Origin of the sequence: Flavobacterium sp. MMS24-S5, assembly GCF_050320125.1 — a bacterium.
Classification (GTDB): domain Bacteria; phylum Bacteroidota; class Bacteroidia; order Flavobacteriales; family Flavobacteriaceae; genus Flavobacterium; species Flavobacterium tyrosinilyticum.
This window is the reverse complement of sequence record NZ_CP190016.1, coordinates 1957967-1970615: the sequence shown is the minus strand read 5'-3', so window position 1 is coordinate 1970615 and position 12649 is coordinate 1957967. Positions and strand designations below refer to the sequence as shown.

13 protein-coding genes are annotated in these 12649 nt (G+C 30.3%); all 13 read left to right on the top strand.

What is annotated here, in order from left to right; genetic code table 11:
- The first annotated feature begins 42 nt into the window (after positions 1–42).
- The 13 genes from ACPWTF_RS09005 to ACPWTF_RS08945 all read left to right on the top strand — a co-directional run bounded on the left by ACPWTF_RS09005 (position 43) and on the right by ACPWTF_RS08945 (position 12473).
- On the top strand, positions 43–1476 hold the full coding sequence (locus ACPWTF_RS09005) for an MBOAT family O-acyltransferase (RefSeq protein WP_427875207.1): 1434 nt from the start codon (positions 43–45) through the stop codon (positions 1474–1476).
- Positions 1476–2354, top strand: a complete 879-nt coding sequence (locus ACPWTF_RS09000; RefSeq protein WP_427875206.1) for a hypothetical protein — start codon at positions 1476–1478, stop codon at positions 2352–2354. Before ACPWTF_RS09005 ends, ACPWTF_RS09000 begins: the two co-directional genes overlap by 1 nt.
- Before the next feature lie 40 nt (positions 2355–2394).
- Positions 2395–2760: an EamA family transporter gene (locus tag ACPWTF_RS08995; protein WP_427875205.1), complete on the top strand. Its 366-nt coding sequence runs from the start codon at positions 2395–2397 to the stop codon at positions 2758–2760.
- Between the two features lie 146 nt (positions 2761–2906).
- Positions 2907–3836: a glycosyltransferase family 2 protein gene (locus ACPWTF_RS08990; RefSeq protein WP_427875203.1), complete on the top strand. Its 930-nt coding sequence runs from the start codon at positions 2907–2909 to the stop codon at positions 3834–3836.
- Entirely contained in the window at positions 3833–4528 is a 696-nt protein-coding gene (locus ACPWTF_RS08985) for a GNAT family N-acetyltransferase (protein WP_427875202.1), read from the top strand. Before ACPWTF_RS08990 ends, ACPWTF_RS08985 begins: the two co-directional genes overlap by 4 nt.
- Positions 4515–5627: a dTDP-4-amino-4,6-dideoxygalactose transaminase gene (rffA, locus tag ACPWTF_RS08980; RefSeq protein WP_427875201.1), complete on the top strand. Its 1113-nt coding sequence runs from the start codon at positions 4515–4517 to the stop codon at positions 5625–5627. The genes ACPWTF_RS08985 and rffA overlap by 14 nt, the downstream gene beginning before the upstream one ends.
- A gap of 466 nt (positions 5628–6093) precedes the next feature.
- Positions 6094–6906 carry a hypothetical protein gene (locus ACPWTF_RS08975; RefSeq protein ID WP_427875200.1) on the top strand — a complete coding sequence of 271 codons (813 nt, stop codon included), beginning with the start codon at positions 6094–6096 and terminating at the stop codon, positions 6904–6906.
- 2 nt (positions 6907–6908) lie between these two features.
- Entirely contained in the window at positions 6909–7541 is a 633-nt protein-coding gene (locus ACPWTF_RS08970; protein WP_427875199.1) for a glycosyltransferase family 4 protein, read from the top strand.
- An 11-nt stretch (positions 7542–7552) separates the two neighbouring features.
- Entirely contained in the window at positions 7553–8059 is a 507-nt protein-coding gene (locus ACPWTF_RS08965) for a glycosyltransferase family 4 protein (protein WP_427875746.1), read from the top strand.
- A gap of 215 nt (positions 8060–8274) precedes the next feature.
- A complete protein-coding gene (locus tag ACPWTF_RS08960) occupies positions 8275–9606 on the top strand; it encodes a glycosyltransferase family 2 protein (protein ID WP_427875198.1) in 1332 nt (443 codons plus the stop codon).
- A complete protein-coding gene (locus tag ACPWTF_RS08955; RefSeq protein ID WP_427875197.1) occupies positions 9599–10459 on the top strand; it encodes an FkbM family methyltransferase in 861 nt (286 codons plus the stop codon). Before ACPWTF_RS08960 ends, ACPWTF_RS08955 begins: the two co-directional genes overlap by 8 nt.
- Entirely contained in the window at positions 10452–11468 is a 1017-nt protein-coding gene (locus ACPWTF_RS08950) for a hypothetical protein (RefSeq protein WP_427875196.1), read from the top strand. Before ACPWTF_RS08955 ends, ACPWTF_RS08950 begins: the two co-directional genes overlap by 8 nt.
- Positions 11469–11471: 3 nt before the next feature.
- Positions 11472–12473 carry a glycosyltransferase family 2 protein gene (locus tag ACPWTF_RS08945; RefSeq protein ID WP_427875195.1) on the top strand — a complete coding sequence of 334 codons (1002 nt, stop codon included), beginning with the start codon at positions 11472–11474 and terminating at the stop codon, positions 12471–12473.
- Positions 12474–12649 lie beyond the last annotated feature (176 nt).

The window sequence follows — 12649 nt, the reverse complement described above, 5'->3', positions numbered from 1 at the left end:
TTTCTTTGCGTTTTTATTGCACTACCATTTTTAAAATAAATTATGTTTTTCAATTCTCTGGCTTTTGCTGTTTTTTTGCCCCTCGTGTTTTTTTTGTATTGGTTTGTTTTTAACAAAACAAAAAGTACGCAAAATGCGCTTCTTATTATTGCCAGTTATTATTTTTATTCTTGTTGGGATTGGCGTTTTTTATTTCTGTTGGTTTTTTCCACTTTTTTAGATTATTATACCGGAATCAGAATTGAAAAAAGTACCAATGATAAAGGACGAAAGTTTTGGTTTTGGCTAAGTGTCAGTGTCAATTTAGGCTTTCTGGGAATTTTTAAATACTATAATTTCTTCTCAGAATCGTTTGCACAAATGTTGACAACCGTTGGTTTCAAAGCAAGTCCAATTTTGTTAAATGTCGTTTTGCCGGTTGGAATTTCTTTTTATACGTTTCATGGCTTATCGTATGTTATTGATATTTACTTTAAACGAATTAAAGCCGAATATAATTTTGTAGATTATTCGCTTTTTGTGAGTTATTTTCCGCTTTTGGTGGCAGGCCCAATTGAACGGGCAACCCATTTATTGCCAGAAGTAAAGGTGAAAAGAACTTTTAATTTTCAGCAAGCAAAAGAAGGAATTTGTCAGATAGTTTGGGGATTAGTTAAAAAAGTAGTCATTGCCGATACTTGCGCAACTTATGCAAATGCTATTTTTGACAATTATGCTTCAATGAATTCTTTCTCACTTATATTGGGTGGAGTATATTTTGCATTCCAAATTTATGGCGATTTCTCAGGATATTCAGATATGGCACTGGGAATGTCAAAACTATTTGGACTTGAGTTATTGCGTAATTTCAATTACCCTTATTTTTCAAGAGATATAGCCGAGTTTTGGCGACGTTGGCACATTTCGCTTTCTTCATGGTTTCGAGATTACCTGTATATTCCTTTAGGCGGAAGCAAAGGTTCAAAAGCGATGCAGGTTCGGAATGTCTTCATTATTTTTGTTGTAAGCGGCTTTTGGCATGGTGCCAATTGGACATATTTGGCTTGGGGCTTTCTAAACGCAATCTATTTTTTACCACTTTTATTATTGAATAGAAACCGAAGCAATATAGACGCAATTCAACTGAATTGGAATTGGGATTCAGTACGCACAATAGCCAGTATTGTAATGACTTTCTGTCTGAGTACTATTGCCTGGGTATTTTTTAGAGCCAAAACAATAACCGATGCTTGTTTGTACTTAAAAAGGATGGTCGTTAATGGGGAGTTTACGTCACAATATCTGGATAATGAGCGCTACAATTATGAGTTGCTCTTGATGATTGGATTATTTGTTTTAGTTGAATGGAATAATAGAACCAAAGTCGAACCTATTTCGGGGAAATACAATACCGTTAAACTTGCTTTGGCTATAATGGCTATTATCGCTTTCGGAACTTACTCAGATTATAAGGAATTTATATATTTTCAATTCTAATGAAAAAGTTTTTATTATTCAGTTTAAAAATACTAATCCTGACAATAGTAATTGCTGTTGCTTTAGATTTTATATATACCGCAGTTTATTTAAAATCGAGTAATCGAGGAAAAATAGATCACATTTATAACTCAAAAAATGAAAATTACGACGTAGTTATTTTAGGTTCTTCAAGAGCCAATAACCATTTTGTTGCCCAGATGTTTGAAGATAAAGGTTTGAAAACATTTAATTACGGTATGAGTGGAGGCCATTTATTCGAAGCATCATTACTTTTGAAAATGATGGTTGAGAGAAATTATAAAATCAAGAATGTTATCCTCGAAGCCGATTTGAATTTGTCTAATTCGCATAGAGATAATGGTATTTCCAGTAAATTTTTGCCGTATTTACATCAGTCAGAAATTGTAAAAAAACATTTTTCACACGAAGACGATTTTTTAGAATTGTATTATATTCCTTTTTATCGTTATATAAAATTTGATGAACGAATAGGCTTTAGAGAATTTTGGAATACGTTACTTAAAAAGAAAACAAATACTCTGGACAATAAAGGATATTATCCCTTGGTCAATAAAAAAGGGAACATGAAAAATAATATTGTCAATTTAAAACCATTGGTTCATAATCAATATTATGAAGAAATTAAGCAAATCTGTAAAGCAAACAATATCAATTTTATTGCCGTAATGACACCAATGTGTGAAAACACTAAAGGGATTAACTATTTTGAAAAAGTAAAAAAGCTATATCCGGAAATTCATAATTATGAAAATGTGGTAATTGAGGATAAATATTTTTCGTCTTGCGGGCATATGAATGATACAGGAGCAAGAATGTTTACAGCTAGAATTTTAAAGGACTTTTTTAATAAATAATGAACTTAATAGGTTTGTTTAAAGCATATAAGTCAATTTTATGAATCCTTATTTTTATATTTTCGGAACATTGTTTTTTACCGTTTATGGACAAATAGTTCTTAAATGGCGATTGAACCAATTAGGAAGTTTACCGGACGGAATAAAAGAAAAATTATTTTTTTTATTAAAAGCGCTTTTAGATCCTTTCATCTTTTCTGGTTTTTGTTCAGCCTTTTTAGCGTCACTTTGTTGGATGGCAGCTATGACACATTTCGAAATAACAAAAGCATATCCTTTTATGAGTTTGGCTCCTGCATTAGTTTTTATAATTGGAATTCTTTTTTTAGGAGAGTCTTTTACTATTGGTAAAGTAGTTGGATTATTATTGATACTTTTGGGAACCATTGTTACCGTTAAATATTAGGAACAATGAAAAAAGGGATAATAATCCAAGAAGTGATTTGTAATTATTGTTATTCAATGCACAGCGAATTTCTTTAAAAAAATAATAATACTAGAATTAGTTTACTTGACTTATGCAATGCTTAATAATATAATACTGTTTAATAAATGGAAGAATTGAAACCTATGATATCTTTTGTAAGTCCGGTATATAAGGCTGAAAAGATACTCGAAAAATTGGTTAGTGAGATTCAAAAAGCGATGTCGATTATTGGAACAGACTATGAAATTATTTTAGTTGATGACAGAAGTCCTGATAAAAGCTGGAATGTCATGAAAAAATTATCTCAGGATTTTTCAGAAGTTAAAAGTATAAGGCTAAGTCGAAATTTTGGACAACATCCAGCTATCATGGCTGGTTTATCTCAAGCCAATGGAGAATGGGTTGTAGTCATGGATTGTGATTTACAGGATCAGCCCAAAGAAGTAGTTAAATTATATAATAAAACCAAAGAAGGATTTGATATTGTTTTGGCTAAAAGAAAAAACAGACAAGATACTTTTCTAAAAAAAATGTCATCTTTTGTTTTTTCAAAGATTTATGGATTTTTTACAGATACCAATTATGATAATCAAGTTGCTAATTTTGGTATCTATCATAATAAAGTAATTAAATCAATTTTAAAGATTTCTGATTCAATAAAGTTCTTCCCTCTATTTGTGTCATTTGTTGGTTATAATTCTATCTCAATTCCTGTTGAACATGCTCAAAGAGAAGAAGGAAGTTCAAGTTATAGTTTTTTTAAATTAGTTAGTTTAGCTTTTAATTCTATAATTTCCTTTTCGAATAAACCCTTAAAGCTTTTCGTTAAGTTTGGTCTTACCATTTCTGGAATTTCTTTTCTATTTGGGTTGTATAATATTTATTTAGCTTTGACCAATCAAATTGAAGTTTTAGGATACAGTTCAATTATTGTCTCCATTTGGTTTTTATCCGGAATAATAATAACGACAATTGGTATTACAGGAATTTATGTAGGTAAAATTTTTGACCAGACAAAGAACAGACCAATATTTATTATAGATGAGATAAAATGAAGATAAAAGTTTGTGAATGGGACTCTCTTTTTTTTAATAAAAAAATTGGAGAGGTAGAGTTTGAGAACATAAATCAATCTTCCTCAGGTTTAAATGAATTTGATTTAATTTATAGTAAACAGCAAGAAGAAGCAATTTTTGTAATTGATGATTTTGAACATACCTACACTGAAACAAAAGTCATTTTTTCTAAAAATATTGAGAATAGTAAAAATCTGGTAAATAGCGCTATTGCTTCAGCTTTGAATACCGATATTAATATAGACCATATTTACAAATTGGCTTTTGAGAGTGGTAAGTTTAGCCGATTTAAGCTTGATGAAAAATTCAGTCAGGATGAATTTGAAAAATTATATAAAATCTGGATTGATAATTCATTAGCAAAAAAAATAGCCGACGATGTATTAATTTATAAGGAAAGAGACACAGTATTAGGTTTTATTACTTATAAAATTTCAGATAATTATGCTACGATTGGTCTATTGGCTACAGATCCGAAAATGCAAGGTAAGGGAATAGGAACAATTCTTCTCAAAGCAGCCGAAGAGAGATTGACAAATGTAATGATAAATGAGTTGCGAATTCCTACTCAACTTCAAAATAAGAGCGCATGTAGTTTTTACACCAAGTTAGGATACACTATAAAAGAAAAGATAATTATAAAACACTATTGGAAAAATGATCCCATTTAACAAACCTTATCTAACCGGTAAAGAAACTCAATACATTGAGGAAGCTGTAAAGACAGGTAAGATTTCTGGAAACGGACTGTTTACACAAAAGTGTCAGAACTTTTTTGAAGAGCAATACGGCTTTAAGAAAGTACTGCTTACAACATCTTGTACAGATGCCCTGGAAATGTGTGCTATTTTAGCCAATATTCAGGTAGGCGATGAAGTGATTATGCCAAGTTTTACGTTTGTATCAACCGCTATTGCTTTTGTTAGACAAGGCGCCAAAATTGTATTTGCAGATTCTTTACCAGACAATCCTAATATTGATATATCTAAAATAGAGCCATTGATAACTTCTAAAACAAAGGCAATTGTTCCAGTTCATTATGCTGGTATAGCCTGCGATATGGATTCGATTATGGCATTGGCAGACAAATATAATTTATTGGTTATCGAAGATGCAGCCCAAGCTATCGATTCTTTTTATAAAGGTAAAGCATTGGGAAGTATCGGTCATATGGCGGCTTTTTCATTCCATGAGACTAAAAATATAATCGCCGGAGAAGGCGGAATGATTGCTATCAATGATGAAAGGTTTATTAATCGTGCAGAGATAATCTGGGAAAAAGGAACTAACCGTGCCGAATTTTTTAGAGGAGAAGTTAATAAATATGGTTGGGTAGATACCGGATCTTCTTTTTTGCCCTCTGAAGTAATTGCCGCTTTTTTGTGGGCACAAATTGAAAATCTTCAATTTATACAGAAAAAAAGAATATCACACTGGAATTATTACCATAATGGTTTGAAAACCTGGGCGCAAAAGAATAATATAAAAACCATGTCCATTCCTGACAATGCAACTAATAATGGACATATGTTTTATTTGGTATGTAAGTCATTTGAGCAAAGATCAAACTTAATAGAATATCTTAAAAAGGAATCTGTCTTAGCTGTTTTTCATTATATAAGTTTGCATTCCAGTCCTTATTATAAAGACAAACATGACGCAAGAGAATTAATAAACAGTGATTTGTTTACTGATAGATTACTTAGATTACCAATGTTCTACGAGTTAGATGTCGAAAATGTGGTAAAAAAAATTGTTAAATATGAATAGAGTGTACCAACTTTTAGGCAGTAAAAAAAACATCAATATTGCATTTGTTTTATTTGTCTTAGTTTATTTAGTTTTAGGTGTAATTTCAATATCTAATTCCGGATTACAAGTTAATAATAATGATAACTATAAAGATTTATTTGTAAAGTTTCATGAATTAGGATATTATGATGCAGTTGCACAAGGAACATCAATAGTGTATAATTTTTTTTTAAGTTCTATTTTTGCAATTACTAAAAGTGTCGATGTCAGTTTTTTTGTTTTAAATCTCTTCAGTAATTTATTTTTGCTGTTTTTTGGTTACTATTTTTGTAGTAAAACAGATACTGCAAAAAAAAGTTTTTTTTACATTATTTCGTGTATTTATATTCTCTATGTTTGGGACATGAGATCTTATCTGTCAGCTTCAAACGACTCATTTCTGGGTGTTTTTGTAATGATTTTGTTGTATCTGATAACAATTAAATTGTTTAAAGCAACAAATGAAAGATTGACTTTTTCTAGTATTGGTTTTGTTTTCGCGATCTGCCTTTCTGTTCGAATTACGGCAATATTATTGCTTCCGCTTATTTTTATAGCTTTCTTTTATTGGATAAAAAATACAGAAATTTCTTTTTCCAAAAGAGTGCAATTAATTTTAATGTGTTCATTAATGTTCTTTTTGACAATATTAATCCTTCATTATCCTGCGATAAAAGAAAAGCATTCCCTAAGTTATGAAGATAAAAATCCTTCAAAAGATTTAAATTGGATCCAAAGAAATTATCTGGGATTGAAAAAGATAGAGTCAGGTCAGGAAAAAATGAATCGCGATGCCATTTGGATCAATACAAAGTTCGAAAAAGTTCAGGAATATCTTAAAATACACGGAGAAAATAGTCTTCCAAAAACTTTTACTCAAGCTGTTATTAAAGATCCAATATTAGTTGCCAAAATCGCTTTTTTAAATATAATAACTTGTTTTGGTAGGTTTTTTCGATTTTGGGGTCTCCTATTTTTTATTCCATTCATGGTATTATTTAAGGGAGTTTTTTTTAATAAATATAAACTTCCGGCAATTTTATTTTTTAGTTTTATAGTTATTCTTTCCTCCGTATGTTTCACTTTTATGGAGTTTAGATGGTTTTATGGATATGAGATTTTGATACCAATTTCAATTTTGTATGCCATCGATAAATTTAAAATCTCTGTAGAGTCTTCTAAAATTCAAAGCGTTATAGTGATTTCTCTTTTATTGATAACATTGTTTAATGTTAAAAGCATTATTTCAATACTATAATTATGTTGAAACTAGCTTTTGTAACCCCAGAATATCCTCACCAACGTGTTCAGCATGCAGCAGGAATTGGCACGAGTATCAAGAATTTGGTTCAGGCTTTAGCCAAAAAAGGTGTGACTGTTTCAGTTTTTGTATACAGACAAAATGAAGATGCTGTTTTTATAGAAGATAATATTAAAATCCACTTAATAAAATCTCAAAAATATAAAGTTTTAGGTTGGTTTTTATATCGAAAACATATCGAAAAGTATCTTAATAAATGCATTTTGTCAGAAGGAATTGATTTGGTTGAAGCTCCGGATTGGAGTGGAATAACGGCTTTTATGAATCTAAAAGCGCCAGTAGTTATTCGTTTTCATGGAAGTGATACTTATTTTTGTCATTTAGAAAAGAGAAAACAAAAGTTTAAGAATTTTTGGTTCGAAAAATTAGCAATTGGCAAAGCTCAGGCTTTTATTGCACCAACACATTTTGCAGGAGAATTATCAAAAAAACTCTTTAGTATTAAAAACAAAACAATCAGGACAATTCATCACGGATTAGATTTAGATCAATTTGTTAATACCGATCCTTCAATATATGAAGAAGGACTGATTTTATATATTGGAACAATTATTAGAAAAAAGGAGCCTTAGAATTACCTTCGATTTTTAATAATGTTAGAAAACAATATCCTAATGCAAAACTGGTTTTAATTGGCAATGATTCTTATGATATTGAAACAAAATCTGAATCGACTTGGAGATTGGTGCAGCAAAAATGTATAGATTATAATTTACATTCTGCTGTTTCCTATTTAGGAAAAATCCCTTATCAAGAAATTCAGGAATATATTAAAAAGGGACATATTTGTGTTTTTCCAACTTTTGCAGAGACTCTAGGAATGGTGACGATTGAAGCCATGGCTTTGCAAAAACCAGTGGTAAATAGTAATATTGGATGGGCTCAGGAATTGATTGTTGATGGAGAAAGTGGTTATCTTGTTCATCCCAAAAATCATAATGAGTTTTCCGATAAAATAGTAAGCCTGTTAAAGGATGAAGATTTGTGTAGTATAATGAGTAGTGCGGCAAGAACAAGAGTTGAAACTATTTTTAATATTGAAAAAATAGTAGAGCAAAATATTGATTTTTATAAAACCATAATTAGTTAATTTTGATTGTAATTTATCATAATAACAACTGTATTTCCAGAATTGAATCTAAAGAAAAAAATGCAATAATCTTTGATCGAAAGAAGTCTATTGCATTCGGATTAATGCAATTGGCGATTCAGTTTCCCGAATCAAAATTAGTCTGGTGCCACGAAAGTAATCAAGAGCAAATTAATTTAACTGCAATTCCAGAATTGATGCATCACCATAAATTGATGCTTTCTTACAATCCAGGTTCTTCTGATTATTTTGGGAAAAGAATTGGTTATATTGAAGAATCTCCATTTATCAATGTAAATAAAAAAGTGAGTTATCCCACTTGGCAAATGAGTAGTTTAGCAGGTGTTATTCATGCATCTGTTTTAATAGTTTTTAAAGATAAAATCAAGTTAGACAGTGATTTTGATTATTATCTAAATTCAATTGCCAAAGTTGGTATGCCATTGGGACTATTTTGTTATTCAGAACCTAAACTATTGGCTCAAAGTTCAATTCAAACAACAAGATCAAATGCTTCGGTATTTGTACTTTTTAAATTTGTAAAACAGCATTATAAAACACGTTGGACTATCTTGTTGCTGCTGAATTTGCTGATTTATGAGTTTCGATTGCCATTTTTAGCATTTATAGATGCACTATTTTTTAAAAACAGAAATAGTTTAGGGATTTCATTGGATAGTATTCCTGTTCAATCTAATCGATCAGTGATGCAAAATGCTACAATCGATGTTATAATTCCTACTATCGGGAGAAAAGAATATTTGTATGATGTCCTGAAAGATTTATCTCAGCAGACACATTTACCGGTAAATGTGATTATTGTCGAGCAGAATCCCCTGGAAAATAGTGCTTCTGATTTAGATTATTTGCAAAATGAAACTTGGCCCTTTATAATAAAACATACTTTTACGCATCAGACAGGAGCATGTAATGCCAGAAATTTGGCTTTAAGCCAGGTAGAAAGCAAATGGGTATTTTTAAACGATGATGATAATCGATTTGAACCAGAATTAATCGAAAAAATTTTCGGAAGTATAAAAAAATATGGTGCTAAAAGTGTGACAACATCTTATTTACAGCAACGAGAAGTTCTCAAGTTTTTAATTATCCAACAATCGGGGATATTTGGTTCAGGTAATAGTTTTGTGTGTTCTGATTTATTATCAAAGCTGTCTTTTGATAAAGCTTTAGAATTTGGGTATGGGGAAGACACTGATTATGGCTTGCAGATAAGGAATTTAGGAATCGATATAATTTATTTTCCAGATCCGAGTATATTACATTTAAAAGCACCAAATGGAGGATTTAGAATAAAGCCTACTTTTCCATGGTCTGCTGAAACAATGCAACCCAAACCTTCTCCCCATATTATGTACGTAAAACTTAAACATTATACGGAAGAGCAATTATTAGGGTATAAATTAGTGTTCTTTTTAAAAATGCTTAATGGGCAATCTATTTTCAAATTGCGTTCGCTTATATCATCTTTTAATAAAAAATGGGAAAGAAGCCTATATTGGGCAAAAAAATTAAATTGTTATGATTAATAAAATAATATCTAAAATTAGCCATAGAGTTAAAGCATTTAAAAAGCATCCTATGACGAAGGATGAAGTTGGATCAGCTCTTTACAGATATCTTTCTTTTAACCTCATACAAAGGGTTTATCCGAAAGAACGAATTTATAATTTCATAGGAGGAATGAAATTTTATGCTCAAAAAGGAGAGGCCGGTATTGTTGCAAATATTTATTACAAACTTTTTGATTATGAAGAATCTATTTTTGTAATAAATAATTTGAAAGAGAATGACTTATTTGTAGATATTGGTGCAAATGTGGGACATTTTTCTCTTTTGGCCGCAGGTATGTGCAAGGCTAATGTGATTGCTTTTGAACCAATTCCTCAAACATTCGAAAAATTGAATAGAAATGTGAGTTTAAATAATTTAAGCAATATAATTGAAACAGTAAATATTGGAATAGGAAAAGAGGATGCTATCCTGAATTTTACCACAAACCGAGGCGTGATGAATAGTGTTGCATCAGGAAATGAGGCACAAGTGATAGAAATTCAAGTAAAAAAACTTGATGATGTTTTAAAAAACAAATTTCCTGTTTTTCTAAAAATTGATGTAGAAGGATATGAATATTTTGTATTGCAAGGTGCTTCAGAAGTTCTTTCAAGCAAAAGTCTTAAGTTTATCATTATAGAACTGAATTTTTCAACGTCAAAGTATGGACATACTAATGAAAAAATCTTTGAATTATTGTCATTGCATGATTTTGTTCCAATAGAATATGATACTGTCACGAAACAGATTAAAATTTTACCTAGCTATAATAAAAATAAATTTAATACTATTTTTATTAAAAAAGATTCAATAGAGAATTATGCTTAAGATATATACAGACAATACTTTTATTACTCCGGCAAACAGAAGGATTATTTTTCCATTATTATTTGATTTGTGTTATATAATGAATGAAAATCTTTTGAAAAAGTATGTTTTAGTGGATACCATTCAGGAGTCGGATATAGTTATTGTTCCTGTAGATATTTCGTGGTTTTTTAAAAATAATAAAAAAAAATGGCTTTATAATTTTATTGATAAAGCCAATAGACTAGATAGGAAAGTTTGGATATATACTGCAGGTGATTTCGGGATTACGCTGAATAAAGATGTTTACACATTTAGACTTGGCGGTTTTAATAGTAAATTTGACGAAAAGACATTTATATTACCTTCTTTTATTATCAATCCGTATATAGGATTAAAGAAAGAATTCATGCCATTAAATAAACTTGACATTGCTAACATTGGTTTTGTGGGTCATGCGAATGGTTCTTATGTTAAATTGTGCAAAGAATTTTTTATTTACTGTCACTTTAACTTAAAAAGAATAATAAAAAAGAGTTTTTCAGATTATCAATCGTTTTATCCATCGAGTAGGAAACGATACCAATTTTTGACAGCACTTCAAAAAAATATACAAATCAAAACAAATTTTATTTTTAGAAACCAATACAGAGCTGGAGCAAATAATAAAGAATTAAGAGAAATAACTTCGAAGGATTTTTTTGAAAATATTAATGCCAATGCTTATACTTTTTGTTTAAGAGGGGCGGGTAATTTTTCAGTTCGTTTCTATGAAACTTTAGCAATGGGAAGAATTCCTCTGGTAATTGATACTGATTTTAGATTACCCCTAAGTCATCTGATTAATTGGAAGAATCACTGTATTATCGCTACTTCAAATAACTTCACACAGAAATTAATTGATTTTCATGAAAAAATAAGCGATTATGATTTTGAAAAAATGCAAATAAGTAATAGAGATTTGTGGGTAAAACACTTAAGTAGAGAAGCTTATTTTAATGAAATATACGCTGTTTTTTTAAAGAATTGATCTATGAAGTTTTCACTAATAGTCTGTACTTATATGCGTCCTGATGCACTGCTGAAATTGTTGCAGTCGGTTACTAATCAATCCCTTTATCCAGATCAAATTTTGATTGTTGATGGTTCTACAAGTACAGAAACACAAAAGGTTTTGGAGAATAATTCCTTTCAGGATTTAAATTATTTTCTAGTTGAAAAAGAGCATCGCGGTTTGACAAAACAGCGTAATTTTGGAATTTCAAAAGTATCTCAGGATTGTGAAATCGTTTGCTTTTTGGATGATGATACAGTTTTAGAAAAAGATTATTTTGAACAATTGCTACATACCTATGAGGTTTACCCGGAAGCATTAGGAGTGGGCGGGTACATTTCTAACGAAATAAAATGGGAGCCTGTTGGAGTCAATTATCAATCTAAAATAAATGAATTTTGTTTTGATGGTTGGAAAAGAAAAGAAGGAAGCCGCTTTGTCTTAAGAAAAAAAGTAGGATTAGATAGTGATTGTTTACCTGGATTTTCGCCTTTGTTTTCTCATGGAAGAAGCGTTGGCTTTTTGCCACCAAGTGATAAAATATACGAAGTTGAGCAATTGATGGGAGGCGTTTCTTCGTTTAGAAAATCGGTATTTGATAAGTTTCAATTCTCTACTTATTTTGAAGGATATGGTTTGTATGAAGATGCTGATTTTTCGTTAAGAGTTGCAAAAACAGGAAAGCTGTTTCTCAACACAAAGGCAAAATTAAATCATTATCATGAAGCTTCGGGAAGACCAAATCAGTATTCCTATGGTAAAATGGTGGTTAGAAACGGCTGGTATGTGTGGCATGTAAAAAATCCAGAACCTAAAGTAGTAGATTTTTTGAAATGGCATATAATCACAATGCTTTTGATAATAATAAGGTTTAGTAATACATTTACCACAGCAAAACGCAAAGAAGCTTTTACAGAGACAGTAGGAAGAACAGCAGGATGGTGGAGTTTGATTTTAAATAAACCCAAAAAGAGAAAATGAGAAATACAGAAAATTACACTTATGCATTATATAATGTTTTTTATGATTTCTAATTATATACAACGCATAAGATAGATTTTCTCTGAAATAGAATACAATATTTCAAGATTTCCAGAATTTAACCATTTGACTTTTGCATTTATAATGTCTCAAAATGAACCAAAAGTTGTCATAAA

Excerpts from the sequence above, each read along its gene's own strand:
- ACPWTF_RS09005 (WP_427875207.1), top strand. The coding sequence starts at position 43 with ATGTTTTTCAATTCTCTGGCTTTTGCTGTTTTTTTGCCCCTCGTGTTT.
- ACPWTF_RS09000 (WP_427875206.1), top strand. The coding sequence starts at position 1,476 with ATGAAAAAGTTTTTATTATTCAGTTTAAAAATACTAATCCTGACAATA.
- ACPWTF_RS08995 (WP_427875205.1), top strand. The coding sequence starts at position 2,395 with ATGAATCCTTATTTTTATATTTTCGGAACATTGTTTTTTACCGTTTAT.
- ACPWTF_RS08990 (WP_427875203.1), top strand. The coding sequence starts at position 2,907 with ATGGAAGAATTGAAACCTATGATATCTTTTGTAAGTCCGGTATATAAG.
- ACPWTF_RS08985 (WP_427875202.1), top strand. The coding sequence starts at position 3,833 with ATGAAGATAAAAGTTTGTGAATGGGACTCTCTTTTTTTTAATAAAAAA.
- rffA (WP_427875201.1), top strand. The coding sequence starts at position 4,515 with ATGATCCCATTTAACAAACCTTATCTAACCGGTAAAGAAACTCAATAC.
- ACPWTF_RS08970 (WP_427875199.1), top strand. The coding sequence starts at position 6,909 with ATGTTGAAACTAGCTTTTGTAACCCCAGAATATCCTCACCAACGTGTT.
- ACPWTF_RS08960 (WP_427875198.1), top strand. The coding sequence starts at position 8,275 with ATGCTTTCTTACAATCCAGGTTCTTCTGATTATTTTGGGAAAAGAATT.
- ACPWTF_RS08955 (WP_427875197.1), top strand. The coding sequence starts at position 9,599 with ATGATTAATAAAATAATATCTAAAATTAGCCATAGAGTTAAAGCATTT.
- ACPWTF_RS08950 (WP_427875196.1), top strand. The coding sequence starts at position 10,452 with ATGCTTAAGATATATACAGACAATACTTTTATTACTCCGGCAAACAGA.
- ACPWTF_RS08945 (WP_427875195.1), top strand. The coding sequence starts at position 11,472 with ATGAAGTTTTCACTAATAGTCTGTACTTATATGCGTCCTGATGCACTG.